Source organism: Pseudidiomarina gelatinasegens (genome assembly GCF_004025325.1).
Lineage (GTDB): Bacteria > Pseudomonadota > Gammaproteobacteria > Enterobacterales > Alteromonadaceae > Pseudidiomarina > Pseudidiomarina gelatinasegens.
On the sequence record NZ_RSFE01000006.1, the window covers coordinates 46,628 to 69,066 of the forward strand.

The 22,439-nt window shown below is 50.1% G+C and carries 18 protein-coding genes; 8 read left to right on the plus strand and 10 right to left on the minus strand.

All coding sequences use genetic code 11. The annotated features are described in order from the left end of the window. Positions 1–2: 2 nt before the first annotated feature. From rraA to rpmE, 8 genes are all read right to left on the minus strand, one after another. A complete protein-coding gene (gene rraA, locus EGC76_RS08885) occupies positions 3–488 on the minus strand; it encodes a ribonuclease E activity regulator RraA (RefSeq protein ID WP_128352641.1) in 486 nt (161 codons plus the stop codon). A 92-nt stretch (positions 489–580) separates the two neighbouring features. Then, positions 581–1,918: an ATP-dependent protease ATPase subunit HslU gene (gene hslU, locus EGC76_RS08890; RefSeq protein WP_128352642.1), complete on the minus strand. Its 1,338-nt coding sequence runs from the start codon at positions 1,916–1,918 to the stop codon at positions 581–583. Continuing rightward, on the minus strand, positions 1,911–2,447 hold the full coding sequence (gene hslV, locus EGC76_RS08895) for an ATP-dependent protease subunit HslV (RefSeq protein ID WP_128352643.1): 537 nt from the start codon (positions 2,445–2,447) through the stop codon (positions 1,911–1,913). The genes hslU and hslV overlap by 8 nt, the downstream gene beginning before the upstream one ends. 68 nt (positions 2,448–2,515) lie before the next feature. Then, on the minus strand, positions 2,516–3,067 hold the full coding sequence (locus tag EGC76_RS08900) for an SPOR domain-containing protein (RefSeq protein ID WP_128352644.1): 552 nt from the start codon (positions 3,065–3,067) through the stop codon (positions 2,516–2,518). A gap of 2 nt (positions 3,068–3,069) precedes the next feature. Next, positions 3,070–4,812 carry an arginine--tRNA ligase gene (gene argS / locus EGC76_RS08905; protein WP_128352645.1) on the minus strand — a complete coding sequence of 581 codons (1,743 nt, stop codon included), beginning with the start codon at positions 4,810–4,812 and terminating at the stop codon, positions 3,070–3,072. A 127-nt stretch (positions 4,813–4,939) separates the two neighbouring features. Beyond that, positions 4,940–7,114 carry a primosomal protein N' gene (priA, locus tag EGC76_RS08910; RefSeq protein ID WP_128352646.1) on the minus strand — a complete coding sequence of 725 codons (2,175 nt, stop codon included), beginning with the start codon at positions 7,112–7,114 and terminating at the stop codon, positions 4,940–4,942. Between the two features lie 79 nt (positions 7,115–7,193). Continuing rightward, positions 7,194–8,438: a malic enzyme-like NAD(P)-binding protein gene (locus EGC76_RS08915; protein ID WP_128352647.1), complete on the minus strand. Its 1,245-nt coding sequence runs from the start codon at positions 8,436–8,438 to the stop codon at positions 7,194–7,196. Between the two features lie 258 nt (positions 8,439–8,696). Beyond that, the gene (gene rpmE / locus EGC76_RS08920; protein ID WP_128352648.1) at positions 8,697–8,918 is read right to left on the minus strand and encodes a 50S ribosomal protein L31; all 222 of its coding nucleotides are present in this window, start codon (positions 8,916–8,918) and stop codon (positions 8,697–8,699) included. Between the two features lie 338 nt (positions 8,919–9,256). Between rpmE and argC the strand changes: the two genes are divergently transcribed. Genes argC through argH form a run of 5 tightly spaced genes read left to right on the plus strand, consistent with a single transcriptional unit; the run spans position 9,257 to position 15,072 of the window. Beyond that, positions 9,257–10,288, plus strand: coding sequence for an N-acetyl-gamma-glutamyl-phosphate reductase (gene argC, locus EGC76_RS08925; RefSeq protein WP_246013943.1), 1,032 nt, complete (start codon positions 9,257–9,259; stop codon positions 10,286–10,288). Then, positions 10,285–11,049, plus strand: coding sequence for an acetylglutamate kinase (gene argB / locus EGC76_RS08930; RefSeq protein WP_128352649.1), 765 nt, complete (start codon positions 10,285–10,287; stop codon positions 11,047–11,049). Before argC ends, argB begins: the two co-directional genes overlap by 4 nt. Positions 11,050–11,092: 43 nt before the next feature. Next, on the plus strand, positions 11,093–12,007 hold the full coding sequence (gene argF / locus EGC76_RS08935) for an ornithine carbamoyltransferase (RefSeq protein WP_128352650.1): 915 nt from the start codon (positions 11,093–11,095) through the stop codon (positions 12,005–12,007). Further along, positions 12,004–13,227, plus strand: a complete 1,224-nt coding sequence (locus EGC76_RS08940) for an argininosuccinate synthase (RefSeq protein WP_128352651.1) — start codon at positions 12,004–12,006, stop codon at positions 13,225–13,227. Before argF ends, EGC76_RS08940 begins: the two co-directional genes overlap by 4 nt. A 3-nt stretch (positions 13,228–13,230) precedes the next feature. Continuing rightward, entirely contained in the window at positions 13,231–15,072 is a 1,842-nt protein-coding gene (gene argH / locus EGC76_RS08945; RefSeq protein WP_128352652.1) for an argininosuccinate lyase, read from the plus strand. A 23-nt stretch (positions 15,073–15,095) separates the two neighbouring features. Here argH and metJ read toward each other — a convergent pair whose 3' ends face one another. Then, positions 15,096–15,425 (minus strand): met regulon transcriptional regulator MetJ, encoded by a 330-nt coding sequence (metJ, locus tag EGC76_RS08950; RefSeq protein ID WP_128352653.1) that lies wholly within the window; start codon positions 15,423–15,425, stop codon positions 15,096–15,098. Positions 15,426–15,642: 217 nt separating this feature from the next. On the opposite strand from metJ, the gene metL reads away from it, so the two are divergent. Further along, positions 15,643–18,093, plus strand: a complete 2,451-nt coding sequence (metL, locus tag EGC76_RS08955) for a bifunctional aspartate kinase/homoserine dehydrogenase II (RefSeq protein ID WP_128352654.1) — start codon at positions 15,643–15,645, stop codon at positions 18,091–18,093. 21 nt (positions 18,094–18,114) lie between these two features. Here metL and EGC76_RS08960 read toward each other — a convergent pair whose 3' ends face one another. Then, positions 18,115–20,577 carry a penicillin-binding protein 1A gene (locus tag EGC76_RS08960; protein WP_181950957.1) on the minus strand — a complete coding sequence of 821 codons (2,463 nt, stop codon included), beginning with the start codon at positions 20,575–20,577 and terminating at the stop codon, positions 18,115–18,117. 213 nt (positions 20,578–20,790) lie between these two features. Between EGC76_RS08960 and pilM the strand changes: the two genes are divergently transcribed. Continuing rightward, complete coding sequence (pilM, locus tag EGC76_RS08965) at positions 20,791–21,858, plus strand: type IV pilus biogenesis protein PilM (RefSeq protein ID WP_128352655.1); 1,068 nt, start codon at positions 20,791–20,793, stop codon at positions 21,856–21,858. Continuing rightward, on the plus strand, positions 21,846–22,439 hold the full coding sequence (locus EGC76_RS08970) for a PilN domain-containing protein (protein WP_128352656.1): 594 nt from the start codon (positions 21,846–21,848) through the stop codon (positions 22,437–22,439). Before pilM ends, EGC76_RS08970 begins: the two co-directional genes overlap by 13 nt.

The following is a 22,439-nucleotide window of genomic DNA, read 5'->3' on the forward strand; positions in this document are numbered from 1 at the left end:
GGTTATTCAATATCAAGCGGCTCTGGGGAAATAATGATACCAGTACTGTCCGCATACAAATGGTCTTCGGGTAGGAAGGTTACACCGCCAAAGTTTACCGCAAGGTCCGCTTCACCGACGCCGTCGTTGGCTGCACCAACCGGAATTGAAGCAATCGCCATAACGCCCAAATCGAGCTCGTCGATCGCATCAACGTCACGCACGGCGCCGTAACAAATGATGCCTTCCCAGTCGTTTTCAAACGCTAAGTCAGCTACCGCAATATCAACCAACGCACGACGGGTTGAACCGCCACCATCGATTAACAATACTTTGCCGGTACCTTGCTGCTGCACCACTTCTTCAATGATGCCTTTGTCTTCGAAGCACTTCACGGTGACTAACTGACCGCCGAACGAAACCCGACCGCCGTAATGAATGAACATAGGTTCAACCACATCGACCATGTCAGGGTATAAGTCGCAAAGTTCTGACGTGTTGTATTCCATTGCCGTACTCCATACTGTGACTTAACGTCTTGAATGTTAAGCCACAGTATAGCCCCTTATGCGCAACTGCAAAAGCGACGCGGAGCAAGCGATTACAAAATAAACCGACTTAGGTCTTCGTCTTGTGCAAGTTCGCCTAAATAACGGTCCACATAGGCGCCGTCAATTTCTATCTGTTGGCCTTGTAAGTCACTGGCATTAAATGAAATTTCTTCCATCAGTCGTTCAAGCACTGTGTGTAAACGACGCGCACCAATGTTTTCGGTGGTTTCATTTACCTGAAACGCTATTTCTGCAATTCGTTCAATTCCGTCACGGGTAAAATCTACGCCAACCCCTTCAGTGTCCATTAACGCCTTATATTGGGTGGTCAATGACGCATTCGGTTCGGTCAGAATGCGCACGAAGTCGCCGCTGGTTAGCGCTTGAAGTTCGACGCGTATCGGCAATCGCCCTTGCAATTCCGGAATCAAATCAGAAGGCTTTGACATCTGAAATGCGCCCGAAGCAATAAACAAGATATGGTCGGTTTTTACCATGCCGTGCTTGGTTGAAACTGTGGTGCCTTCAACCAATGGCAGCAAGTCACGTTGCACACCTTCGCGCGATACATCAGGGCCTGACACATCGCCACGCTTACAAATTTTGTCAATTTCATCCAGGAACACGATGCCGTTTTGCTCAACCGAATGCAGCGCTTGTTCCTTGATGTCTTCTGGGTTCAGCATTTTGCCCGCTTCTTCTTCAATCAAGTGCTTAAATGCATCTTTGATTTTCATTTTCTTCGGTTTCGATTTGCCGCTACCGAGGTTCTGGAACATGCTCTGTAATTGCGAGGTCATTTCTTCCATGCCCGGCGGCGCCATAATCTCCACACCCATTTGGGCGGCACTAATTTCTATTTCAATTTCTTTGTCGTCCAACTGCCCTTCGCGCAGTTTCTTGCGAAACACTTGGCGGGTATTCGACTGTTCACGCGGCTGATCCTGCTCGTCTGCCCAACCCGCTTTCTGAGCGGGTGGTAACAAGGCATCCAAAATACGTTCTTCGGCTGCATCTTCGGCACGATGACGTACTTTTTGCATCATTTGCTCACGAGTTTGCTTTACCGCGGTGTCGGTCAGATCACGAATTATCGACTCAATTTCTTTACCAACATAGCCAACTTCTGTGAATTTCGTGGCTTCTACTTTAATGAATGGCGCGTTTGCTAGTTTCGCTAGGCGGCGTGCGATTTCCGTTTTACCCACACCAGTCGGGCCAATCATCAAGATGTTTTTTGGCGTTACTTCCTGGCGTAACTCATCATTCAATTGCATTCTGCGCCAGCGATTGCGCAATGCAACAGCAACGGCTTTTTTGGCATCGTTCTGGCCAATAATGTGGCGATTCAGTTCATCAACAATTTCACGGGGGGTCATATCAGACATTGCTTACTGACTCCTGTTCTTCAATAGTTTGGAAACTGTTGGTGTAGACACAAATGTCACCTGCAATGGTCAGGGCTTTTTCAACAATCTCACGTGCGCTTAAATCGGTGTTTTCCAGTAAAGCCGTTGCCGCTGACTGGGCATACGGGCCACCCGAGCCAATCGCGATCAGGTCGTGCTCAGGCTGCACCACGTCGCCATTACCGGTAATAATTAGGGAAGTGTGTTTATCTGCCACGGCTAATAACGCCTCAAGCCGACGCAAAGCGCGGTCAGTGCGCCAGTCTTTGGCTAATTCGACCGCAGCACGCATTAAGTTGCCTTGGTGTGCTTCAAGTTTCTTTTCAAAGCGTTCGAATAAGGTGAAGGCATCCGCAGTACCACCGGCAAACCCGGCCAATACTTGGTTGTTATATAGGCGTCGCACCTTGCGTGCATTGCCTTTCATGACAGTGTTGCCAAGTGAAACTTGGCCATCGCCACCGATGACAACTTTGTCACCGCGACGGACAGATACGATAGTAGTCACAAATACGTCCTCTTGGTTGCTATGCTCCAGTTATGAGGCCGTATTTGTGAAATTCAATGGGGGCAGGGTTAATTCCAGTTCCAAATTTGGCAACCATGAATGTTGCCGCGCTCAAGCTTATGGCGATCGCGCTCGGCTTCGCGTTTGGTTACATAGGGGCCTAATACGACACGGTGCCAGACGCCGTTACCGCCATCAGTAGTGCGAATTAATGACTCAAGCCCAATCATGGCAATCATTGCACGCATTTGTTCCGCATCACTTAAGTTACGGAACGAGCCGCACTGCATCAGTTTAGGCGGACCAATTTCGCGCTCAGGCACATCCACAATCACTTCCTGATTTTCCAGCACGTCTGGGTATTGGTAACGCTCTTCTGGCATATCGGGTATGGGTTTAATTTCTTGCTGCAGCTGCTTTTCTGGCACATCCGTGACGACTGGCGCCGGATCAGTTTGATTGGATTTACCGGAAATAGTCACCAGAAACCAAACAAACCCTGCAACCAAAGCTACAGCCAACAGCACAACCCACCACGATACTGCGGGCTTTGCGGCTTTCTTGCTCTGTTTTTTAGGCGGTGTACGTTTTGGTGGACGTTTCCGATTTGCGTAATCCATGCTTACATCTTCTCGAGCGTTGGAATGCCTAATAAATCAAGACCTTGGCGCAATGTCTTCGCGGTAAGTGCAGCGAGCTTCAAGCGGCTTTGGCGTAAGTGTTCATCTTCGGTTTGCAGAATCGGGCACGCTTCGTAAAAGCTTGAGAACGCGCCAGCAACATCATACAGGTAACCACACAAAAAGTGTGGCATGGCTTTATCGGACACGTTATGTATCACTTCGTTAAAGCGCACAAGAATATTCGCCAGCGCGATTTCACGCTCGTCATTCAAACTAAATTCACCGCTGATATTATCTGGGTTTACCCCAGCTTTACCAAAAATACTGTTCACACGTGTAAACGCATAGAGCAGATAAGGCGCGGTGTTGCCTTCAAAGCTGAGCATGGTGTCCCAGTCAAAAATGTAATCACTGGTGCGGTTCTTAGATAGGTCAGCATACTTCACTGAGCTAATACCAACCACCTTTGCCACATGGGCCTGCTCTTCGGCACTCAGTGATGTGTTCTTACGTTGCACTTGTTCCAGCGCGCGTTTTTCTGCTTCATCGAGTAAGTCGGCAAGCTTGGTTACGCCGCCGTCACGGCTCTTGTACGGCCGCCCGTCTTTGCCCATCACCGTGCCAAAACCATAATGGTCCATTTGCAAATCTTCACGGGCAAAGCCTGCTTTTTTGGCGAGCGTGAAAATCTGCTGGAAATGCAACCCTTGACGCTGATCGACAAAGTAAATCAAATGGTCGCCTTTAAGTACGTTCTGGCGATAACGCACTGCGGCTAAATCGGTCGTGGCATACAAATAACCACCGCCAGACTTTTGCACGATAACCGGCAATGACTCACCATCTTTATTCTTAAATTCATCTAAAAATACGCACTGTGCACCTTGATCTTCAACCAAGAGGCCTTGTGTCTTTAAGTCTTCAACCACTTGCGCTAAGTCATCGTTATAAGCGCTCTCGGCCATAACATCTGCACGTGTCAGTTTCACTCCAAGGCGATCGTACACTTCCTGACAATGGCTCAGGGACACATCAATAAACTGTTGCCATAGCGCCCGGCACTTCGGTTCGCCGGATTGCAGCGCAACCACAAGCTCACGCGCTCGCTTTGCAAACTCTTCGCTTTCATCAAAACGTTTTTTTGCGGCTTTATAGAAGGTTTCTAAGTTACTCAACTCCATGTCCAGTTCGGCATTGTCGAGTTCTTCCATATGCGCCAGCAACATACCAAACTGCGTACCCCAGTCACCCACGTGATTCTGGCGAATCACCTTGTGGCCAAGCAGTTCTTTAACGCGGGCAACCGCATCGCCAATAATGGCTGAGCGCAAATGGCCCACGTGCATTTCTTTGGCAAGGTTGGGTGACGAATAGTCGATAACCACAGTTTGAGTTTCGGCAGCTGGCTGCACGCCCACATGGGCATCGGTGTAGGCATGTTCAAGCTGATCAATCAGCTGTTGCTGACTGATCGTGAAATTGATAAAGCCCGGCCCGGCAATTTCTGTTTTGGCCACAAGGCTGTTTGCAGGCAACGCACCGATTAACGCTTCTGCCAACGCGCGTGGATTCATTTTGGCGGGCTTAGCCAGCATTAACGCGAGGTTGGTGGCAAAATCGCCATGGCTTTTATCGCGGGGGCGGTCTAGCTGAATCCGAGCGTGCACGTCATTCGGCAACGTGCCTTGTTGTTGCAGGGTGGCCACGGCGGTGGCAAGTAAGGATTCCAGCTGTTCTTTCATTGAGTTTTAAACCTTAAAGCGATATTAGCTATTGGATACTAGTAAGGGCGCTGCAGTCATTTTAGCTAATATCTGATAGCTAACGGCTGATAGCGCATTTGCTCGTTATTTTATCTGTTTTTTCGGACTAACTGAAGTCTTGTGGGTCGATGTCTAGCGACCAACGTACTTTTCGTAACTCCGGTAGCTTTTCTAAGTGGGGCAATACGTAGCGCAATAATTGCGCGCGTAAGCCGCGTTGCTCGGTTTGTAGCAGCAATTGATAACGGTAGCGCCCGGCGCGACGTTCCATCACCGCAGGTATTGGGCCGAGTACAATCACATCATCACGCACAGGAAATAGCTTTGCAATGCTTTCTAAAGCGGCAATAACCGCTTCGCTATTATTTGCTTCAGCGCGAAATAAAGCATGCTGACTGAATGGCGGCAAGTGCGTTAGTTGCCGCTCCCGCAATGCCGTTTCTGCAAAGTGGCTGTAGCCGTTGTTAATCAAATCTTGAATCAATTCATGTTCAGGGTGGTGCGTTTGCAGCACGACAGTACCCGGTTTACTTGCACGCCCAGCACGGCCCGCAACTTGAGTGAACATTTGTCCGAGTCGCTCCGCCGCACGAAAATCAGCACTGTAAAGCGCCCCATCGACATCAAGTAACGCGGCCAAGGTGACATCAGGAAAGTGGTGCCCTTTGGCCAGCATCTGGGTGCCCACCAAAATCGGATATTTATTATCCCGCGCGTCTTCCAGGTGCTGTTGCAAGCTTCCTTTCTTGCGGGTGCTGTCGCGGTCGATACGCAATACTGGATAGTCAGGAAACTTCTCGTGCAGGGTTTGTTCCAACTGCTCGGTGCCAACACCGCGACCAATGAGCTGGGTCGAACCGCAGTCATGGCACTGTCTTGGAATTGGCTGCTGCGCGCCGCAATGATGACATTGTAATTGGCGCTTGCCTTGATGCACCGTGTAATAAGCATCACAGCGTCGACACTGCGCCAACCAACCGCATTCATGACACAACAGAGCGGGCGCAAAACCGCGCCGATTTAAAAACAATAAAACCTGCTGACCGGCCTTGAGATGCTCACCCATCAGTTGAATCAATGGCTGTGACAGCCCCGCTTTTAGCGGCAGATTTTTAATATCCATCAGCACATGCTTGGCGGCGATTGCTTGCCCAGCGCGCTGGCTCAATTGCAGGTGCGCATAACGCTTATTCAATGCATTATTCAGGCTTTCTAGCGACGGCGTAGCTGTACCTAAAATTACTGGCACTTGTTCTTCATGACCGCGCATTACAGCAATGTCTCTGGCGTGATAGCGAAAGCCATCTTGCTGCTTAAGCGAGCCATCATGCTCTTCATCGACAATAATCATGCCCAACGCTTTGCAGGGTGTGAATATTGCCGAACGCGTACCAATAATAATGGCCGCACTGCCAGCGCGCGCATCAAGCCATGCGTCAAGGCGTTCGCGATCGCTCAGGGCCGAGTGCAACATCACTACAGGCACTGCAAATCGCTTTTGGAAGCGACGCAATGTTTGTGGCGTCAGACCAATTTCCGGCACCAACACCAACACTTGTTTGCCGCGGCGCAGAACGTCTGCCATGGCTTGCAAATAAACTTCGGTTTTTCCGCTGCCGGTTACCCCTTGCAGTAAATACGTTTGCGCCTGCTTGGCCGCGCCGATTGCTGCCACTGCAAGCGCTTGCTCAGGGTTCAACTGCAACGGTTCAGCTGCAATTTCAAACTGCCAACTTTGTGCTGCAGCGGGAATGTGCTCAACCGCTTCAACCCAGCCTTTTTCTTGCAGCGCTTTGAGTGCCGACGGCGAGTACTCTTGCATGCGAATATCGCGACTCAGCAATGCGCTTTGTTGCAATGCCGCCAACAAACGCTGTTGCTGCACCGCGCGTTTTAAATCATTCAGCGCAACTGCAGCACCCTGCTCTGTGACTTGGTAACGGGTTGTGGCTTGGTAACTGGCGCGCTCGCCTTGGCGTAACAATACGGGTAAGGCATTTTGAATCACGTCGCCCAAGGAGTGATGATAATAGTCAGACGCCCAATTCAAGAGTTGCCACATGGGTGCCGGCCATACGGCATGCTCATCGATAACTTCAATAACGGCTTTGCGCTGGTAGCTATCATCAGGCGCACTGGCCTCACCCACGCAAACGCCAACCAGCTCACGTTTGCCAAACGGCACACGCACACGAGCCCCCACCGCAGGTAGGGTCTCACTGTCATAGTCAAAGAGGCGCGGCAATGGAACGGGCAGCGCGATTTGGATAATAAATGCCATGCGCCAGAGTTTACCGCGTTAATCGCTGATCGTTAATCGTTAATCGTTATTCGTTATTGGTTACTAACGAAGAACGGCGTTAATCCTTCATATAATTTTTGGGTAACGCGATGCGGGCGGCGCCAGAAGCTACTGCGGCTTCCGCTACTGCGCGTGAAACGCGCGTACGCAAACGCGGGTCAAGTGGTTTTGGGATGATGTATTCAGTGCCAAATTCCAGTTTATCGACGCCTGCAGCTTTCAAAACCGCCTCTGGAACAGGTTCTTTTGCCAAGGTGCGAATTGCTTCAACAGCGGCAAGTTTCATCTCGTCGTTAATGGCTTTTGCACGAACATCCAGCGCACCGCGGAAAATAAACGGGAAGCACAATACGTTATTCACTTGGTTTGGATAATCTGAACGGCCGGTTGCCATGATTAAATCGTCGCGTACCGCCAGGGCAAGCTCTGGTTTAATTTCCGGATCAGGGTTCGAGCAGGCGAAAACAATTGGCTTCGCGGCCATCAGTTTTAACGCATCTGGTGACAACAGGTTAGGCCCCGACACACCAACAAACACATCGGCTTCTGTGATCACTTCTTCAAGTGTGCGCTTATCGGTGTTGTTGGCAAATAATGCTTTGTATTCGTTCAGGTCTTCCCGGCGAGTATGAATCACGCCTTTGGAATCCAGCATATAAATATGTTCGCGTTGCGCACCGCATTTAATCAGCAATTCCATGCATGCAATTGCCGCAGCGCCAGCACCTAGACAAACGATTTGAGCTTTGCGTAAATCTTTGCCCTGAATCTCCAACGCATTCAAAAGGCCAGCCGCAGTTACGATGGCAGTACCATGTTGATCGTCATGGAAAATTGGCACTTCGCAACGCTCAATCAGCGCTTGTTCAATTTCAAAACATTCAGGGGCTTTAATGTCTTCGAGGTTTACACCCCCGAAACTGTCCGCAATGTTGGCCACGGTATTAATAAAGTCTTGGGTAGTGCGATGGGTTACTTCGATATCAATCGAATCAAGCCCCGCAAAGCGCTTAAACAGTAACGCCTTGCCTTCCATAACGGGCTTGGAGGCCATGGGGCCGAGATTACCTAATCCGAGTATCGCCGTACCGTTAGAGATAACCGCGACCATATTGCCTTTAGCGGTGTACTTATAAACATCGTCAGGGTTTTCGGCAATGGCTCGAACCGGCTCAGCTACGCCCGGACTATACGCTAACGCCAAGTCTTTGCTGGTTTCAGCTGGCTTGGTCAATTCAATACTGATTTTTCCAGGGGTTGGATACGCGTGATAATCCAAAGCTTGCTTGCGAAAGTCGGTCATAATATGAGCATACCTATTTTAGATATAGAGAAAACAGGAATAGAGAAAATAACGTCTATGAATACTCCACATTGTAGAGGGAATCCACTCAATAAGACATCTTACCTGATAATAGCTTATTAAAAGCTTTGAAGATTTTGGATTGTATAAATTGACACCATCGGTTTTTTCAATGAAACCGCTGGCTAGAGGGAAAGTTGGAAATAAAAAAGGCGCCTTCTGGCGCCTTTCTTGTAAATCTGTGCAGAAACGTCTGAATTAAGACTCTTTCTTGCCACCCAACACTGCGAAACGCTTGTTGAATTTTTCGATACGACCGCCAGTATCCATAATACGCTGCTTACCAGTGTAGAATGGGTGACACTCTGAACATACGTCCAAGTGCAACTCGCCGCCTTTGGTTGAATTGGTCACAAAAGAATGACCACAAGAGCATGATACGCTCAGCTCAACATATTCTGGATGAATACCTGCTTTCATGGGATTACCTCGTTAGGCTGCATCGCCATCCGATCTATTGCCGGATACCATACAAATTGTGTTTAAAAAATGCGTTGCTTTATTAATCAACGCAGCAAATTAGGGCGCGAATTATAAGCGCCAAGGGCTTTAAGATCAAGAGCGTTGATCGTTATTCGTGCGCTTCGCTGTTCGTCCGTTCGGCTGCGCCTCACTATTCGTTAATCATTTACGAACAGCGCGAAGCGCGCACGAACAGCGAAGCGCACGAAACACGAACAACGAATTATGTATTTTTATTCTTGTTTTATGAATTTATATGCACTATTATTCAGCCAAGTTATTTCTTAAATGGTTGAGTGAGTTTTTTAGTGGAGCACAGCAATACAATACCGTGTGCAGTATTTGGCGCAAGTGGCTACAGTGGCGTTGAGCTAGTGTGGCTGCTGCATAACCATCCACAATTCACACTTATCCATGCATTTTCTTCTAGCGCACGTGAAGAAGCAGAGCCTATTGCTAGTTTGTATCCCCAGTTAACGGGACAGCTTGATGTCATTCTGCAACCTTGGCACTCGGATTTGCTGAGCCAACTCGCTCAGCAAGTTCGAGTGGTTTTTTTAGCGCTGCCCCATGAAGCAAGCGCACAGCTTGCCCCCCAATTAATTAAAGCTGGATTGGTTGTATTTGATCTTTCCGGTGCTTTTCGCTTAAACGATAACGCTGTGCATGAACAGGCCTACGGCTTTAAGCGCGCACCCGACACGCCCAAACATATACCTTATGGTTTAGCGGAATGGACTCAGTTGCAGGGCTCCGAACAGCTCATTGCGGTGCCCGGCTGCTACCCAACGGTTGCCGCACTTGCGTTAAAACCGGTGATGGAATTTATCCAAGGTACGCCCATTGTGAATGCCGTTAGTGGGGTTTCGGGTGCCGGACGAAAAGCCGCGGCTCACACCAGTTTTTGTGAGGTGAGTCTGGCTGCCTACGCCGTTGCACAACACCGGCATCAACCTGAAATTGCACAAAGCATTGGGAGTGATGTGCTATTCGTGCCCCATCTAGGCAATTTTAAGCGGGGTATTTTAGCCACCATTTATGCACAGTTAGCAACCGATGTAACCGAGCAGATGGTTGAGCAAGCTTTGCGAACCGCCTATGCGGCGCATCCGCTCGTGCGCCTACGGCAGCAACCACCGGCTATTAATGACGTTGTGGGCACCGCATTTTGTGACATTCATGCCGTTGTTCATGGCCAGCAGCTTATTCTGTGCGCCGCTATTGATAACTTGCTCAAAGGCGCCGCAGCACAGGCGGTTCAGCTGGCCAACAATTATTTTAAATTACCAGCAACCTTAGGCCTGACCTCGCGCGGGGGTGTGGTATGAACACGCTCGTGCTCAAACTAGGTGGGCGTGTGCTGCAAAACGCGAAGAATCTTTCGGCATTGCTCAGCACAGTGCAGCAACTTGCCCAATTGCGCCCGCTGGTACTGGTGCACGGTGGTGGCGACCAAGTTGAACAGTTGTTGCTGCAGTTGGGGCATACCAGCTTAAAAGTTGACGGACAACGCATCACACCTGCTGCGCAGATGCCAATTGTTGCGGGTGTTCTGGCGGGTGATATTAACTCGCAGTTGGTTTCGCTTGCACAACAGCACCAATTGAGTGCGGTAGGCCTTACCTTAGCCGACGGACAATCTGTACGCTGTGATATTGATAGTAGCCGCGGTGCGGTCGGCGTGCCCTACCCAAACAATGCGACATTGCTGACGCTGCTATTAGCTCATAACTATGTACCCATTTTGAGTTCTATCGGCGTATCGGCTGACGGCCAGCGCCTTAACGTCAATGCAGACCTTGCTGCAGCTGCTGTCGCACAATTGCTGGACGCTGACTTAGTGTTACTCACCGATGTACCCGGAATTTTGGATAAACACGGTGCGCTCATTAACAGTATCTCTATCGATCAAGCCGACGCACTGATTGCCGACGGCACAGTGCGCGATGGCATGCTGGTCAAACTCAACGCTGCGGTTCAAGCCGCGCAAGCATCGCGACGAAGCATCGCGGTGGCCGGCTGGCAAAATGCCAAAGCGCTAACCCGATTGGCACAGGGTAAAGCAGCCGGAACCCGCATCCACCTCTAAGTAGCCGCTGATTACCATTTTCTTTTATTAGGTTATTAAACAGATGAACGATTTACTTCAATTGCAGGATCTTAATCCGCAACAAGCTACAGATTTATTGCAGCGGGCGCAGTCTATGAAACAACGTCCAGCCGCTTGGTCTACTTATTTGCAAGGCAAAAGTATTGCCCTGCTGTTCGAAAAGCCATCGCTACGCACTCGCGCCAGCTTTGCTGCAGGCATTAATCGGCTTGGCGGCCACAGTATTTATCTTGATGCCCAGCATTTGATTGGCGAACGCGAGCCCGCGAGTGACGTTGGTGCGAACCTAGCGCTGTGGCATGACGCCATTGTGGCGCGGGTTTATTCGCAAGACACACTGACAGAGTTGGCGCAGGCTTCGAATAAACCTGTGATTAACGCACTGAGTGATCGCTGTCACCCTTGCCAGGCTTTAGCTGACTTGCTCACCCTGCAAGAGCAATTTGACGACTTAAGCAAGGTGCATTTAACTTACATTGGTGATGGTAACAATGTGTGCCAGGCCTTAATAGCCGGCGCTGCGCTAGTGGGTATGTCACTGCAGGTTGTAACGCCGCCGGGTTATGAGCCGGATGCCGAGAAATTGCAGGCAGCACAGCAATTAGCGCAACAAACGGGGGCGCAGATCACGGTGTTGCATAACTTAGCCGAATTGCAACCAACCGATGCCATTTACACCGATACCTGGTTCTCCATGGGGCAAACGCGAGACAACAATGCGGTGATGCATGACTTTGCGCCCTATCAAGTGAACAACGATTTAATGCAACGCCTTGGTGCTAAATTCTTTATGCATTGCTTGCCGGCTTCGCGTGGGCGGGAAGTTACCACTGAAGTGATTGATGGTGCCGGTAGCTTAGTGCTGCACCAAGCAGAAAATAGGCTACACGCCCAAAACGCTATTTTAGTTACTTTATTTGAAGGAGATCACGCATGAGTAAGTCGGTTAACAAAGTTGTTTTAGCTTACTCAGGTGGCTTGGACACCTCAGCTATCGTGCCGTGGCTGAAAGAAAATTACGACTGTGAAGTGGTTGCGTTTGTGGCGGATGTCGGCCAAGGCGATGATGAACTGATTGGGGTTGAAGAAAAAGCCATAGCCTCGGGCGCCAGCAGTTGCCATATCGTTGACTTGAAAGATAAGTTTGCCCGCGAGGTAATTTACCCAACGCTAAAAACCGGCGCAATTTATGAGGGGCAATACCTACTAGGAACAGCGCTAGCACGCCCTATTATTGCTGAAGCTCAAGTTGCGGTAGCCCGTCAAGTGGGTGCTGATGCACTGGCACATGGCTGTACCGGTAAGGGTAACGATCAAGTTCGCTTCGAGTCTGCCTTTGCTGCCTTAGCCCCTGAACTTACGGTGATAGCCCCATGGCGCGAATGGCACATGCGCTCACGCCCGCAACTCTTGGCTTATTTGGCCGAGCGCAATATTCCTTGCAGTGCATCGGCGACCAAAATTTACAGTCGCGATGCCAACCTTTGGCATATTTCTACCGAAGGCGGTGAATTGGAAGACCCATGGAACGAGCCAACCGAACAGGTATGGACGTGGACCGTTGCACCTGAGCAAGCACCAGACCAGGCGGAATACCTCAAACTTTCTTTTGTACGAGGCGAGTTGACCCTAATTAATGATAAGCCGTTTGAGCCGGTTGACGCTATTTTGCACCTAAACCAGATAGCTGGCGCGCATGGTGTCGGTCGATTAGATATGGTGGAAAATCGTTTGGTTGGCATGAAGTCGCGGGGCTGTTATGAAACGCCTGCCGGTGAAGTGCTCTATGCAGCCTTGCAAGGTTTAGAAAGCTTGGTGCTTGATCGCACCACGCAAGATTATCGCATTCGTTTAGGCAATGAGTTCGCCCAACTGATGTATGACGGTCGCTGGTTTACACCGCTCAAAGACATCATGCTGGCTGCTGCAACCAAAGCTGCCGAACCTCTGACTGGTGACATTGTGGTGAAGCTTTACAAAGGGTGCGTTACTGTCACTCAAAAGCGCTCACCAAACAGTCTATACTCCAATGCATTCGCAACTTTTGACGAAGATGACGTGTACAACCAGCAACATGCTGAAGGCTTTATTCGCCTCTACAGCTTGGCCAGCCGCATCCGTGCTTTGCATGCGCATACTGACGGCGGCAAGGAGTAAACCATGAGTTTATGGGGTGGACGGTTCAGTCAGCCGAGCGCTGCTGAATTTAAACAATTTAACGACTCACTGCGGTTCGACTATGTGCTGGCGCCGTTTGATATTCAGGCGTCAAAAGCTTGGGCCGGCGCGCTACAAACTGCCGGGCTCATTTCAACGGAGGAAAACCAACAGTTGCAGCAAGCCCTGAGCGCGTTGGCCAAGGCCGTTGCTGCGGAACCGGAATTACCGTTGCAAACAGACGCGGAAGACATTCACAGCTGGGTAGAATCACAACTGATTGCAAGCATAGGTACTACAGCCAAAAAGCTGCATACCGGACGCAGTCGCAACGATCTTGTGGCAACCGATTTACGCCTGTTCTGTAAACAGTTTGCTGAGCACCTGATCAAGGCAAATTTGGCCGCCATTGAAAACTTGCTCATCTTTGCTGAGCAGCATACGGATGCCATGTTACCCGGGTACACCCATCTACAGCGGGCACAGCCGATTGTGGCGGGACACTGGGCCATGGCCTACGTCAGCATGTTTCAGCGTGATGTGAGTCGGCTGCGTGAAGCAGTGCGCCGCATGGATGTTAGCCCTCTGGGCAGTGGGGCGTTAGCGGGTACTACCGCAGCGATTAATCGCGAAACCCTCGCCCATGAACTCGGGTTTCGGTATGCCAGTGAAAACAGCCTCGACGGGGTGTCGGATCGTGACTTCGTGCTCGACCTCTTGAACGCTGCCAGCACTGGTATGATTCATTTATCACGCCTGGCTGAAGACGTTATTTTTTATTGCTCCGGTGAATCTGGCTGCTTCAGCATGAGTGATCGCATCAGTAGCGGCTCATCGTTGATGCCGCAAAAGAAAAACCCCGACTTGTTTGAGTTGCTGCGCGGTAAAACAGGCCGTGTACTCGGCCATCAACATGCCATGCAAGTAACCCTAAAAGGCCTGCCGCTGGCCTATAACAAAGACATGCAAGAAGACAAAGAGGGCCTATTTGATGCCCTGCACAGTTACTTGCAATGCCTGCAAATGCTCGCATTCGCGGTGCCAGAACTCACCGTGAACCGTGAGCATGCTGCACTGCAGGCAGCTTTGGGCTACAGCAACGCCACCGAATTGGCCGATTACTTGGTTAGCAAGGGCGTTGCTTTTCGCGACGCACATCATATGACCGGTACCTTGGTGGTGAACGCGCAACAACTTGGTATCGCCCTGGAGCAGCTTACGCTGGAGCAGTTTCAACAGGTGTGCCCGGCTATCGATGCGGACGTGTATGCCAGCTTGGATTTGCAGTATGGATTAAATCAACGCCAAGCCATGGGCGGCACGGCACCTAAGGCCGTAAAAGTTGCCGTAAAGCACGCGCAAGACTGGTTGCACGCGGCCGAAGCCGCCAGTAAACATGTACGCCAAGCGCGTTTAAGTGATGCAGATAAAATTTGCGAACTGATTGCGTACTGGGCTGATCAAGGCGAAAACCTGCCGCGTGATAAAGCCGATGTGCTGCAAGCTATTCAAAGTTTTGCCGTGGCCGAAATCAATGACGAGGTAGTCGGCTGTGCGGCATTGTATGTGTACAGCACTGGCTTGGCTGAAATTCGCAGTCTTGGCTTATTTAAGAATGCTCAAGGCAAAGGTTTAGGCGCTGAACTGGTGGCATTTTTGCTTTGGAAAGCACGTGAACTGGGCATTGCCCGGACTATTGTACTGACCCGGGTACCGGAGTTTTTTGGCAAATTGAACTTCCGCATTACGCTGAAAGAAAAGCTGCCCGAGAAAGTCATGAAGGACTGTGAATTGTGCCCACGTAAGGACAACTGCGACGAAACGGCACTGGAATATCTGCTGTAGGGTTTCCTACAGCAGTGTTTTACTTATTCGGCCTCGTCGAACTCAGCGTCGTCTGGAATCGGCAGGCCACGGCGCGTTAACTCTTCGCGCACGGCTTTGGGGATTTTGTTGGGGTTGTCTTTACGCAAGTCATCATCGGTTGGCAGCGGCTGCCCGGTGAACGCATGCAAAAAAGCTTCACAAAGCAATTCGCTATTGGTTGCATGGCGTAAGTTTTTAATTTGCCGACGGGTGCGCTCGTCGGTCAGCACCTTAAGCACGCGTGTTGGAATCGACACGGTTATTTTTTTCACGTGCTCACTTTTTTTACCGTGTTCCACATACGGGTAGATGTAATCGCCGTCCCATTCCATACTGCGCCCCTTTACTTGCTAAGTGTTGCTGCGTAACTAAAAAACCCTGCACAATGTGGTGAATTGTACTGCCGAATTTGGCGCAGTCAACTTTATACGCATAGCTGTCTATACGTCTTTTTGTGCTAACCTTGCGTAATGGCGCTTTATTGGCACAAAAACGCACCGTATAATCAACCTATTAATTACGTTTCTTACAGGAGAACGCACGCGCATCATGACGGTTGAGGTTCAAGTTACCCCAGAGCAAATCCAAGCCGTGGCCGATACGGTTCAGGTTCACAAATTTGGTGGCAGCAGCTTGGCTGATGCTTATTGTTACCGTCGTGTGGCACGTATCGTTACCGAATATGCCGGCGCCAGCGATCTGGTCGTAGTTTCGGCAGCGGGTGACACCACCAACCGTATTCTTGCGATTATTGACGCGAAAGCAGACGACAAGGGTGTTGCTGAGGTTCTGCTAAAACAACTCGAAAAGTATCAGCAAGGCCTGATTCATGAACTGCTCAACGGTGACGTGCAAGCGCGTGTGTTGCAACAATCGCAAGCCGACTTTAAGCGTTGGTACGCGTGGTTAAACGATCAGGAAGAAATTAAACGTCGCCCAGAATTGCTCTCGTATGGCGAATTATGGAGTGCACGTTTATTATCCGCGTTGCTCGAGCAGCAAGGCGTAACTGCAGACTACATTGATGCCCGCACGTTTTTAGTTGCCGATGACGCCCCTGAACCACACATTCGCGTTGACGTATCCCGCGCCGGTTTACTCAACCGCATTGCGCCACACCCTGGCACACGCTTCATTGTTACTGGTTTCATTTGTGCCGACCCTGACGGTAATTCACTTATTCTAGGCCGCAACGGCAGTGACTACTCCGCCACCCTGGTTGGCAGCCTGATTGACTCGAAGCAAGTGACCATTTGGAAAGACGTTGCCGGCGTTTACTCCGCTGACCCACGTAAAGTTGAACGGGTGGTCAGCTTACCAACCATTGATTGGCAAGAAGCCGAAGAACTGGCGCGCTTGGGTAGCCCCGTTTTACACCCGCGAACCTTCCAACCGGTTAACCGCGAGCGCATGGTAATTGCCGTGCGCTCCAGTTTGAAAGTCGAAAATCAGCAAACACGCATTGGCCAATACGAAGACTCCGAGCCGAAAGGCAAAGTACTCACATCACTTGCGGATGTGGTGCTGTTTCGGGTCGATTTGGGTGATCCACAATTGGTTGAGCAGTTTGAGAACCTCGAGCTAACGCCGTTGATCAGCTGGAATGAAGTCGCCCAGCACCACGCCTACTATGCCTACCACCAAAACCATTTAGAATTTATGGAGCGGTGGCTGGAGCAAGTCGATAAAGCGGACCATGTGGTGCAAATGGCAGGGTACTCGATGATTGCGCTGGTTGGCGCACGCATTCAGGAAACCGACCAATACGGAACCTTTAAAACCGAACTGAGCGCGCAGAATTTACGCCGCTTGGCTTTTTCGCCCGACAGCAACTCGGTTATTGCGATTTTGGAGCAAAAGCTCGATAACCGCTTATTGAACCGTTTACACAGTCAGCTCTTTAATTATCGCCGTAGCTTGGGCGTGTTGGTGGTTGGCCGCGGTAACATTGGTAGCGCTTGGCTTTCGCTGTACCGTCGCTTACGTGAGCGGATTAACGAGCAAATGGACGTGCGCATTATTGGCATCTTGAACTCAACCCGTATGTGGCTCGACTACAACGGCGTTGAATTGGATGACTGGGAGGCCAGTTTTGATAAATTTGCACGCCCGTATGAGCTAAGCCAACTGATTCCAGAGCTACCGAACGCGCCGTATGATGAGTTGGTGATGCTTGATTTAACCGACTCCGTTGGGGTTGCTCAGCTGTATCCGAGCTTCTTTGCCAACGGATTACATATTATCAGCGCCAACAAACGCGCAGGTGCATCCGGTGAATCGCAATATCAGGAAATACGCACTATCCAGCGCGAGTACGAACGCGAGTGGTATTACAACACCACGGTAGGCGCCGGTTTGCCGTTAAATTATGCGTTGAATGACTTGCGCAACTCAGGCGACACCATTCGCAGTATTTCCGGTATTTTCTCGGGCACCATGAGTTGGCTGTTTGAAAACTTTAACGCTGACGTAAAATTCAGTGACTTGGTGCGCGAAGCGAAAATGCGAGGCTTAAGCGAACCTGATCCGCGTGAAGATTTAACCTGCCAGGATATTGTGCGTAAGTTGCTTATTTTGGCACGCGAAATTGGCTTAAAGCTGGACTGGAAAGACATTGACGTTGAGAGTCTGCTGCCCGAGCAGCTTGAAGATATTCCGCTGGAGCAGTTTATGCAGCGCTTGCCTGAACTCGATGACGCCATGCATCACTTGTATCTGGATGCACAGCAAACCGGCAAAGTGCCGCGGTTGCTCGCCAGTTTCGCAGTGCAAGAGAATGATCAGGTGCGCGCTCGGGTTGGTATCGAATATATCCCAGAAGGCGATATGCTCGCCAACCTGATTCCAGGTGAGAATATTTTTGTCATTTATACCGATTGGTATCACGAAATGCCACTGGTTATTAGCGGCCCTGGTGCAGGTAAAGAAGTGACCGCAGGCGGTGTGCAATCTGACTTGAACCAGTTGCTGAGTCGCCTCAGCAACCGGCATCAAGGTTAATTACGCACGGGCTTCCAACGCTTAGAATATGGAATCGTCTTCGGAGAAAATATCCTTTGAAGACGATTTTTCGTCTGCGTATTCAGTCGGTGCGGTACCCGGCAAGAAGTACTCAAAACGCGTGGTGTAATCACTCTTACGACTCAGCTTGCCGGTTTCTAAATCAATGCGTGCCATGACCAAACCTGGCGGCACTTGAAACGGCTCAATGGTGGCATCTTCAAGCGCGGTTTCCATGTAATTTATCCACATTGGCAATGCCGTTTTTGCGCCGCCTTCCGCGCCGCTGATTGGCTGTTCGCTGCTATCCAGATTTTCATTCATGGTGGTGCTACCCAGCGCGCGTTCTAAGTTATCAAACCCGACCCACGCTGTTGTCACCAAGCCACTAACGAACCCTGAGAACCAGGTATCTTTACTGTCGTTGGTGGTACCGGTTTTGCCAACAATGTTGCGACCCGCTAAATCAATAATGGGTTTCGAGCGTTGAATACGCCAGGCGGTGCCGTTCCAACCGGTGCGATGCTGCCAGCTACCGCCGCCCCACACTGCTGAGTTCATGGCTTGGGTTACTAAGTATGCATTTTGCTCCGTGATCACCTGTGGCGCTTGCACCACTTCACGTTCCTCATTTTCACACAATACGCAGGCAACGGCTGGGCGAGCGGTGTAAACCACCTGCTCATTGTTATCCACAATGCGTTCAATAAAGTACGGATTGACCAAATAGCCGCCGTTGGCAAAGACCGCATACCCACGCGCAACTTCAAGCGGCGTCATGGACGCAGAACCAAGCGACAAGGATTCATTGCGTGGCAGTTCATCAATCGCAAAGCCAAATCGGGTGAGGTATTCAACGGTGGTATCAATGCCTAATGAGCGCATTAAACGCACAGAAACCACGTTCTTCGATTTCGCCAGCGCTTGGCGCACGCGTATCGGCCCTTCATAAACATCCGGCGAGTTGCGGGGGCGCCAAGCGATACCGCTCCCCGGGTTCCATTGGTTAATTGGCGCGTCATTCACCAAGGTAGCCAACGTGAAGCCATTTTCTAAGGCTGCCGAATAGATAAACGGCTTAATATTTGAACCGGCTTGGCGTTCCGCTTGAATGGCACGGTTGTATTGGCTAATGGAAAAACTGTACCCACCAACAGCCGCAGCAATGCTGCCATCCTGCGGGCGCAGTGAAATAATTGCACCGCTGGGTTCAGGTACTTGCGCCAAGCGTAAGCCGTTCTCGGTAGCACGTACACGAATCAACTGACCGGGCGCCAACACTTCAGTGGCGGTGCTCGGCGCCGCACCTTGACGATCCGCATGCATATACGGGCGAGCCCAAGCAATGCCTTGCCACGGCAACTCACGCGGGCTGCCACTGGCAGTTAACACCAACGCAGCGCGTTCGGTAACACCCAGAACAACTGCAGGCACGGTTAAACCAACAGCTTCTTGCTGGCGCAGAAAGTCGCGAATGGCTTCATGTTCCCACGCGCTTTCTTCAGGCTGCCACAACACTTGCTCAGCACCTCGATAGCCGTGGCGCTCATCGTATTCATGTAAATTAAGTTGCACCGCGCGCTGCGCCGCACGTTGTTGTTTGGCATTAACCGTGGTGAAAACTTTAAAGCCACCGTTATAGGTTGCGTCTTCGCCGTAGCGAGAAACCATGTCAGCGCGCACCATTTCCGCCAAATAAGGGGCACTCATGGTTACTTCCGCGCCATGCAACCGGGTGTCGATTGGCTCAGCCAACGCATCACGGTATTCCTGCTGGTTGATAACACGCTCAGCCAACATACGCCCTAACACCACGGCGCGGCGCTCACGTGCTCGCTCTGGATTCGAAATCGGGTTCATGGTGGAAGGCGCTTTCGGTAAGCCAGCAATCATCGCCATTTGCGCCAAGCTTAAGTCGGCAACATCCTTACCATAGTAAACTTGCGCAGCCGCACCAACACCGTGGGCACGGTGTCCGAAGGTAATTTTATTCAAATACAACTCAAGAATTTCGTCTTTGGTCAGTTCTTTTTCCATGCGCAGCGAAATAAAAGCTTCTTTTATTTTTCGCGTCCAGGTTTGATCAAAGCTCAGATAAAAGTTTCGCGCTAACTGCTGAGTAATGGTGCTACCGCCGCCTTGAATTTCGCCAGAACTCACCATTAAAAAGAAAGCACGCGCCACCCCAATGGGGTCAATGCCGAAGTGATCGTAGAAGCGCTGATCTTCGGTGGCTAAGAAAGCATTGATTAACGGCTGGGGTATTTCTTCTAATTGCAGCGGAATTCGACGAATTTCACCGAACTGGGCAATGAGCTCACCGTCCGATGAATACACTTGCATAGGGGTTTGCAGGCGCACTTCTTTTAGCTCGGCAACACTCGGAAGTTCGTCTTCCCAATAAAGGTACAAGCCAGCAACGATTATCGTCCCGAAAATAGCTAGCGCTACGGATACTCCAAGCACCCACTTAAAAATTTTCAATGAAAACCCCTTTTTTTCCTTTCGACTATACTGTTTTACAGGTTGCGCATTTTACGCTCATATTATAGAAAGATAAGGTAAGAAACGTAATGTTTATTTAGAAAGTGCAAAGAACTTTGCACAATGCTTACCTTTCTGCTTAATATGAGGTTCGGCATAGAACAATTTTAATAATATAATGCCGTACAAATCGGTCCACTTCAGGGGAGCATTATGGGGCTATTTGGTCTGGGAAAAAAGCCAGGTCTTGGAATTGATATTGCTTCGGATGCAGTCAAAGCCGTTGAGCTGATGCCCAGCGGGGATACTTACGACATTACACATGTGGCGGAAGCATCATTACCGAAGAATTTAATTACCGATGACGAGATTACCGATATCGAGAAACTTGCTAAGACAATTACGCAGGTGCGTAAGCGTATGGGCAGCACCCGTGTAGCTGTAGCAGCGGTATCTGGTAACCAAGCAATTTCAAAACAAGTACCGATGAGCCTCGACCTTGATGATGAAGCCATCGCGGAAAAAATTGAAAGTGAGGCCGAAGCACTTATTCCCTTCCCCATTAATGAAGTGCGTTACGACTTTGAAAGCTTAGGCGAACACCAAACCTTGCCGGGCCAGCAACGCGTACTGGTTACCGCAACGCGCACCATAAGCGTTGATAGCCGCGTACAAGCACTTGAAGGTGCCGGCTATAAAGTTGGCATTATGGATGTAGATAATCAGGCTATAGCCCGAGCCTGCGGCCATTTGCTGCCGCACATGCATCCCGAAATTCTAGAAAGTAAGTTACCGTATTTAATTCTCGATATTAGCACCAGTGCCATTCAGATTGTGGTTATCCATCACGGCGAGGTTGCCTTTAACCGCTTCCAGTCAGGTGGTTTAGCGCAACTACTTACTGCGCTTGACGAGGACGGCAGTATCGACCATGGCGAAATCATGGCGAAGTTGCGGTCCGGCGATATCGACGATTTCCCATCACTGATTATTCAAGACTTTTTAAGTAACTTGTGGAACCAAGTAAGTCGCGGTGTGCAGATGTACCAAAGCAATGCGGCGGATAAAGGCTTTTCTGCAATTCTCTTAATCAACACCGGTGCCATGCTGCCGATGGTTGCTGAAGCACTGAGCGATCAAGTTGAGTATCCGGTACATGCGCTAAATCCGTTTGAGCATTTTATTTTACCAAGCAAACTGTCGCACCTTCAAAATCACGGCCCTCGCTTTGTTGAAGCGATTGGCCTGGCGCTTCGGAGTTTCGCAACATGGCACATGTAAACCTACTCCCATGGCGCGAAACGGCGCGTCAACGCGCAAAAACGCGATTCGGCATTCATGTCGGTATTGCCATAGGCATTGCAGGCGTATTATTCGGCGCCGCTTACATGGTGATTGGCGACTATAAAAGCTACCAACAACGTCGAAACGGCTTTTTGCAGTCACAAATTCAGGTGTTAGATAGCCAAATTGCTGAAATCAGCAACATCAACAAGAAAAAACAAGAAATCTTAAACCGCATTAAATTGATTCAGTCTTTGCATGAAGACCGTAACACCGCAATTACCATTTTTAATGAGTTAACCGAACGCACTCCTGATGGCGTTTATCTGCACTCACTCGAAAAGCGTGATCTGCAACTGATCGTCAGTGGTCGCAGTATTTCAAATAACCGTGTGTCTGAATTTTTACGTGACTTGAAAAACTCACCGGTATTTGAAAACCCAGAATTGCGCAGTGTTACCTCAGCAACGATGAACAGTCGTAACCGCAGCGGTTCACGAGAAGCAAATTCCGATTACGATGCATTTTCTTTGGTGGTTACGATTGTGCCACCAACAACCACGGAGGCGGAGAAATAA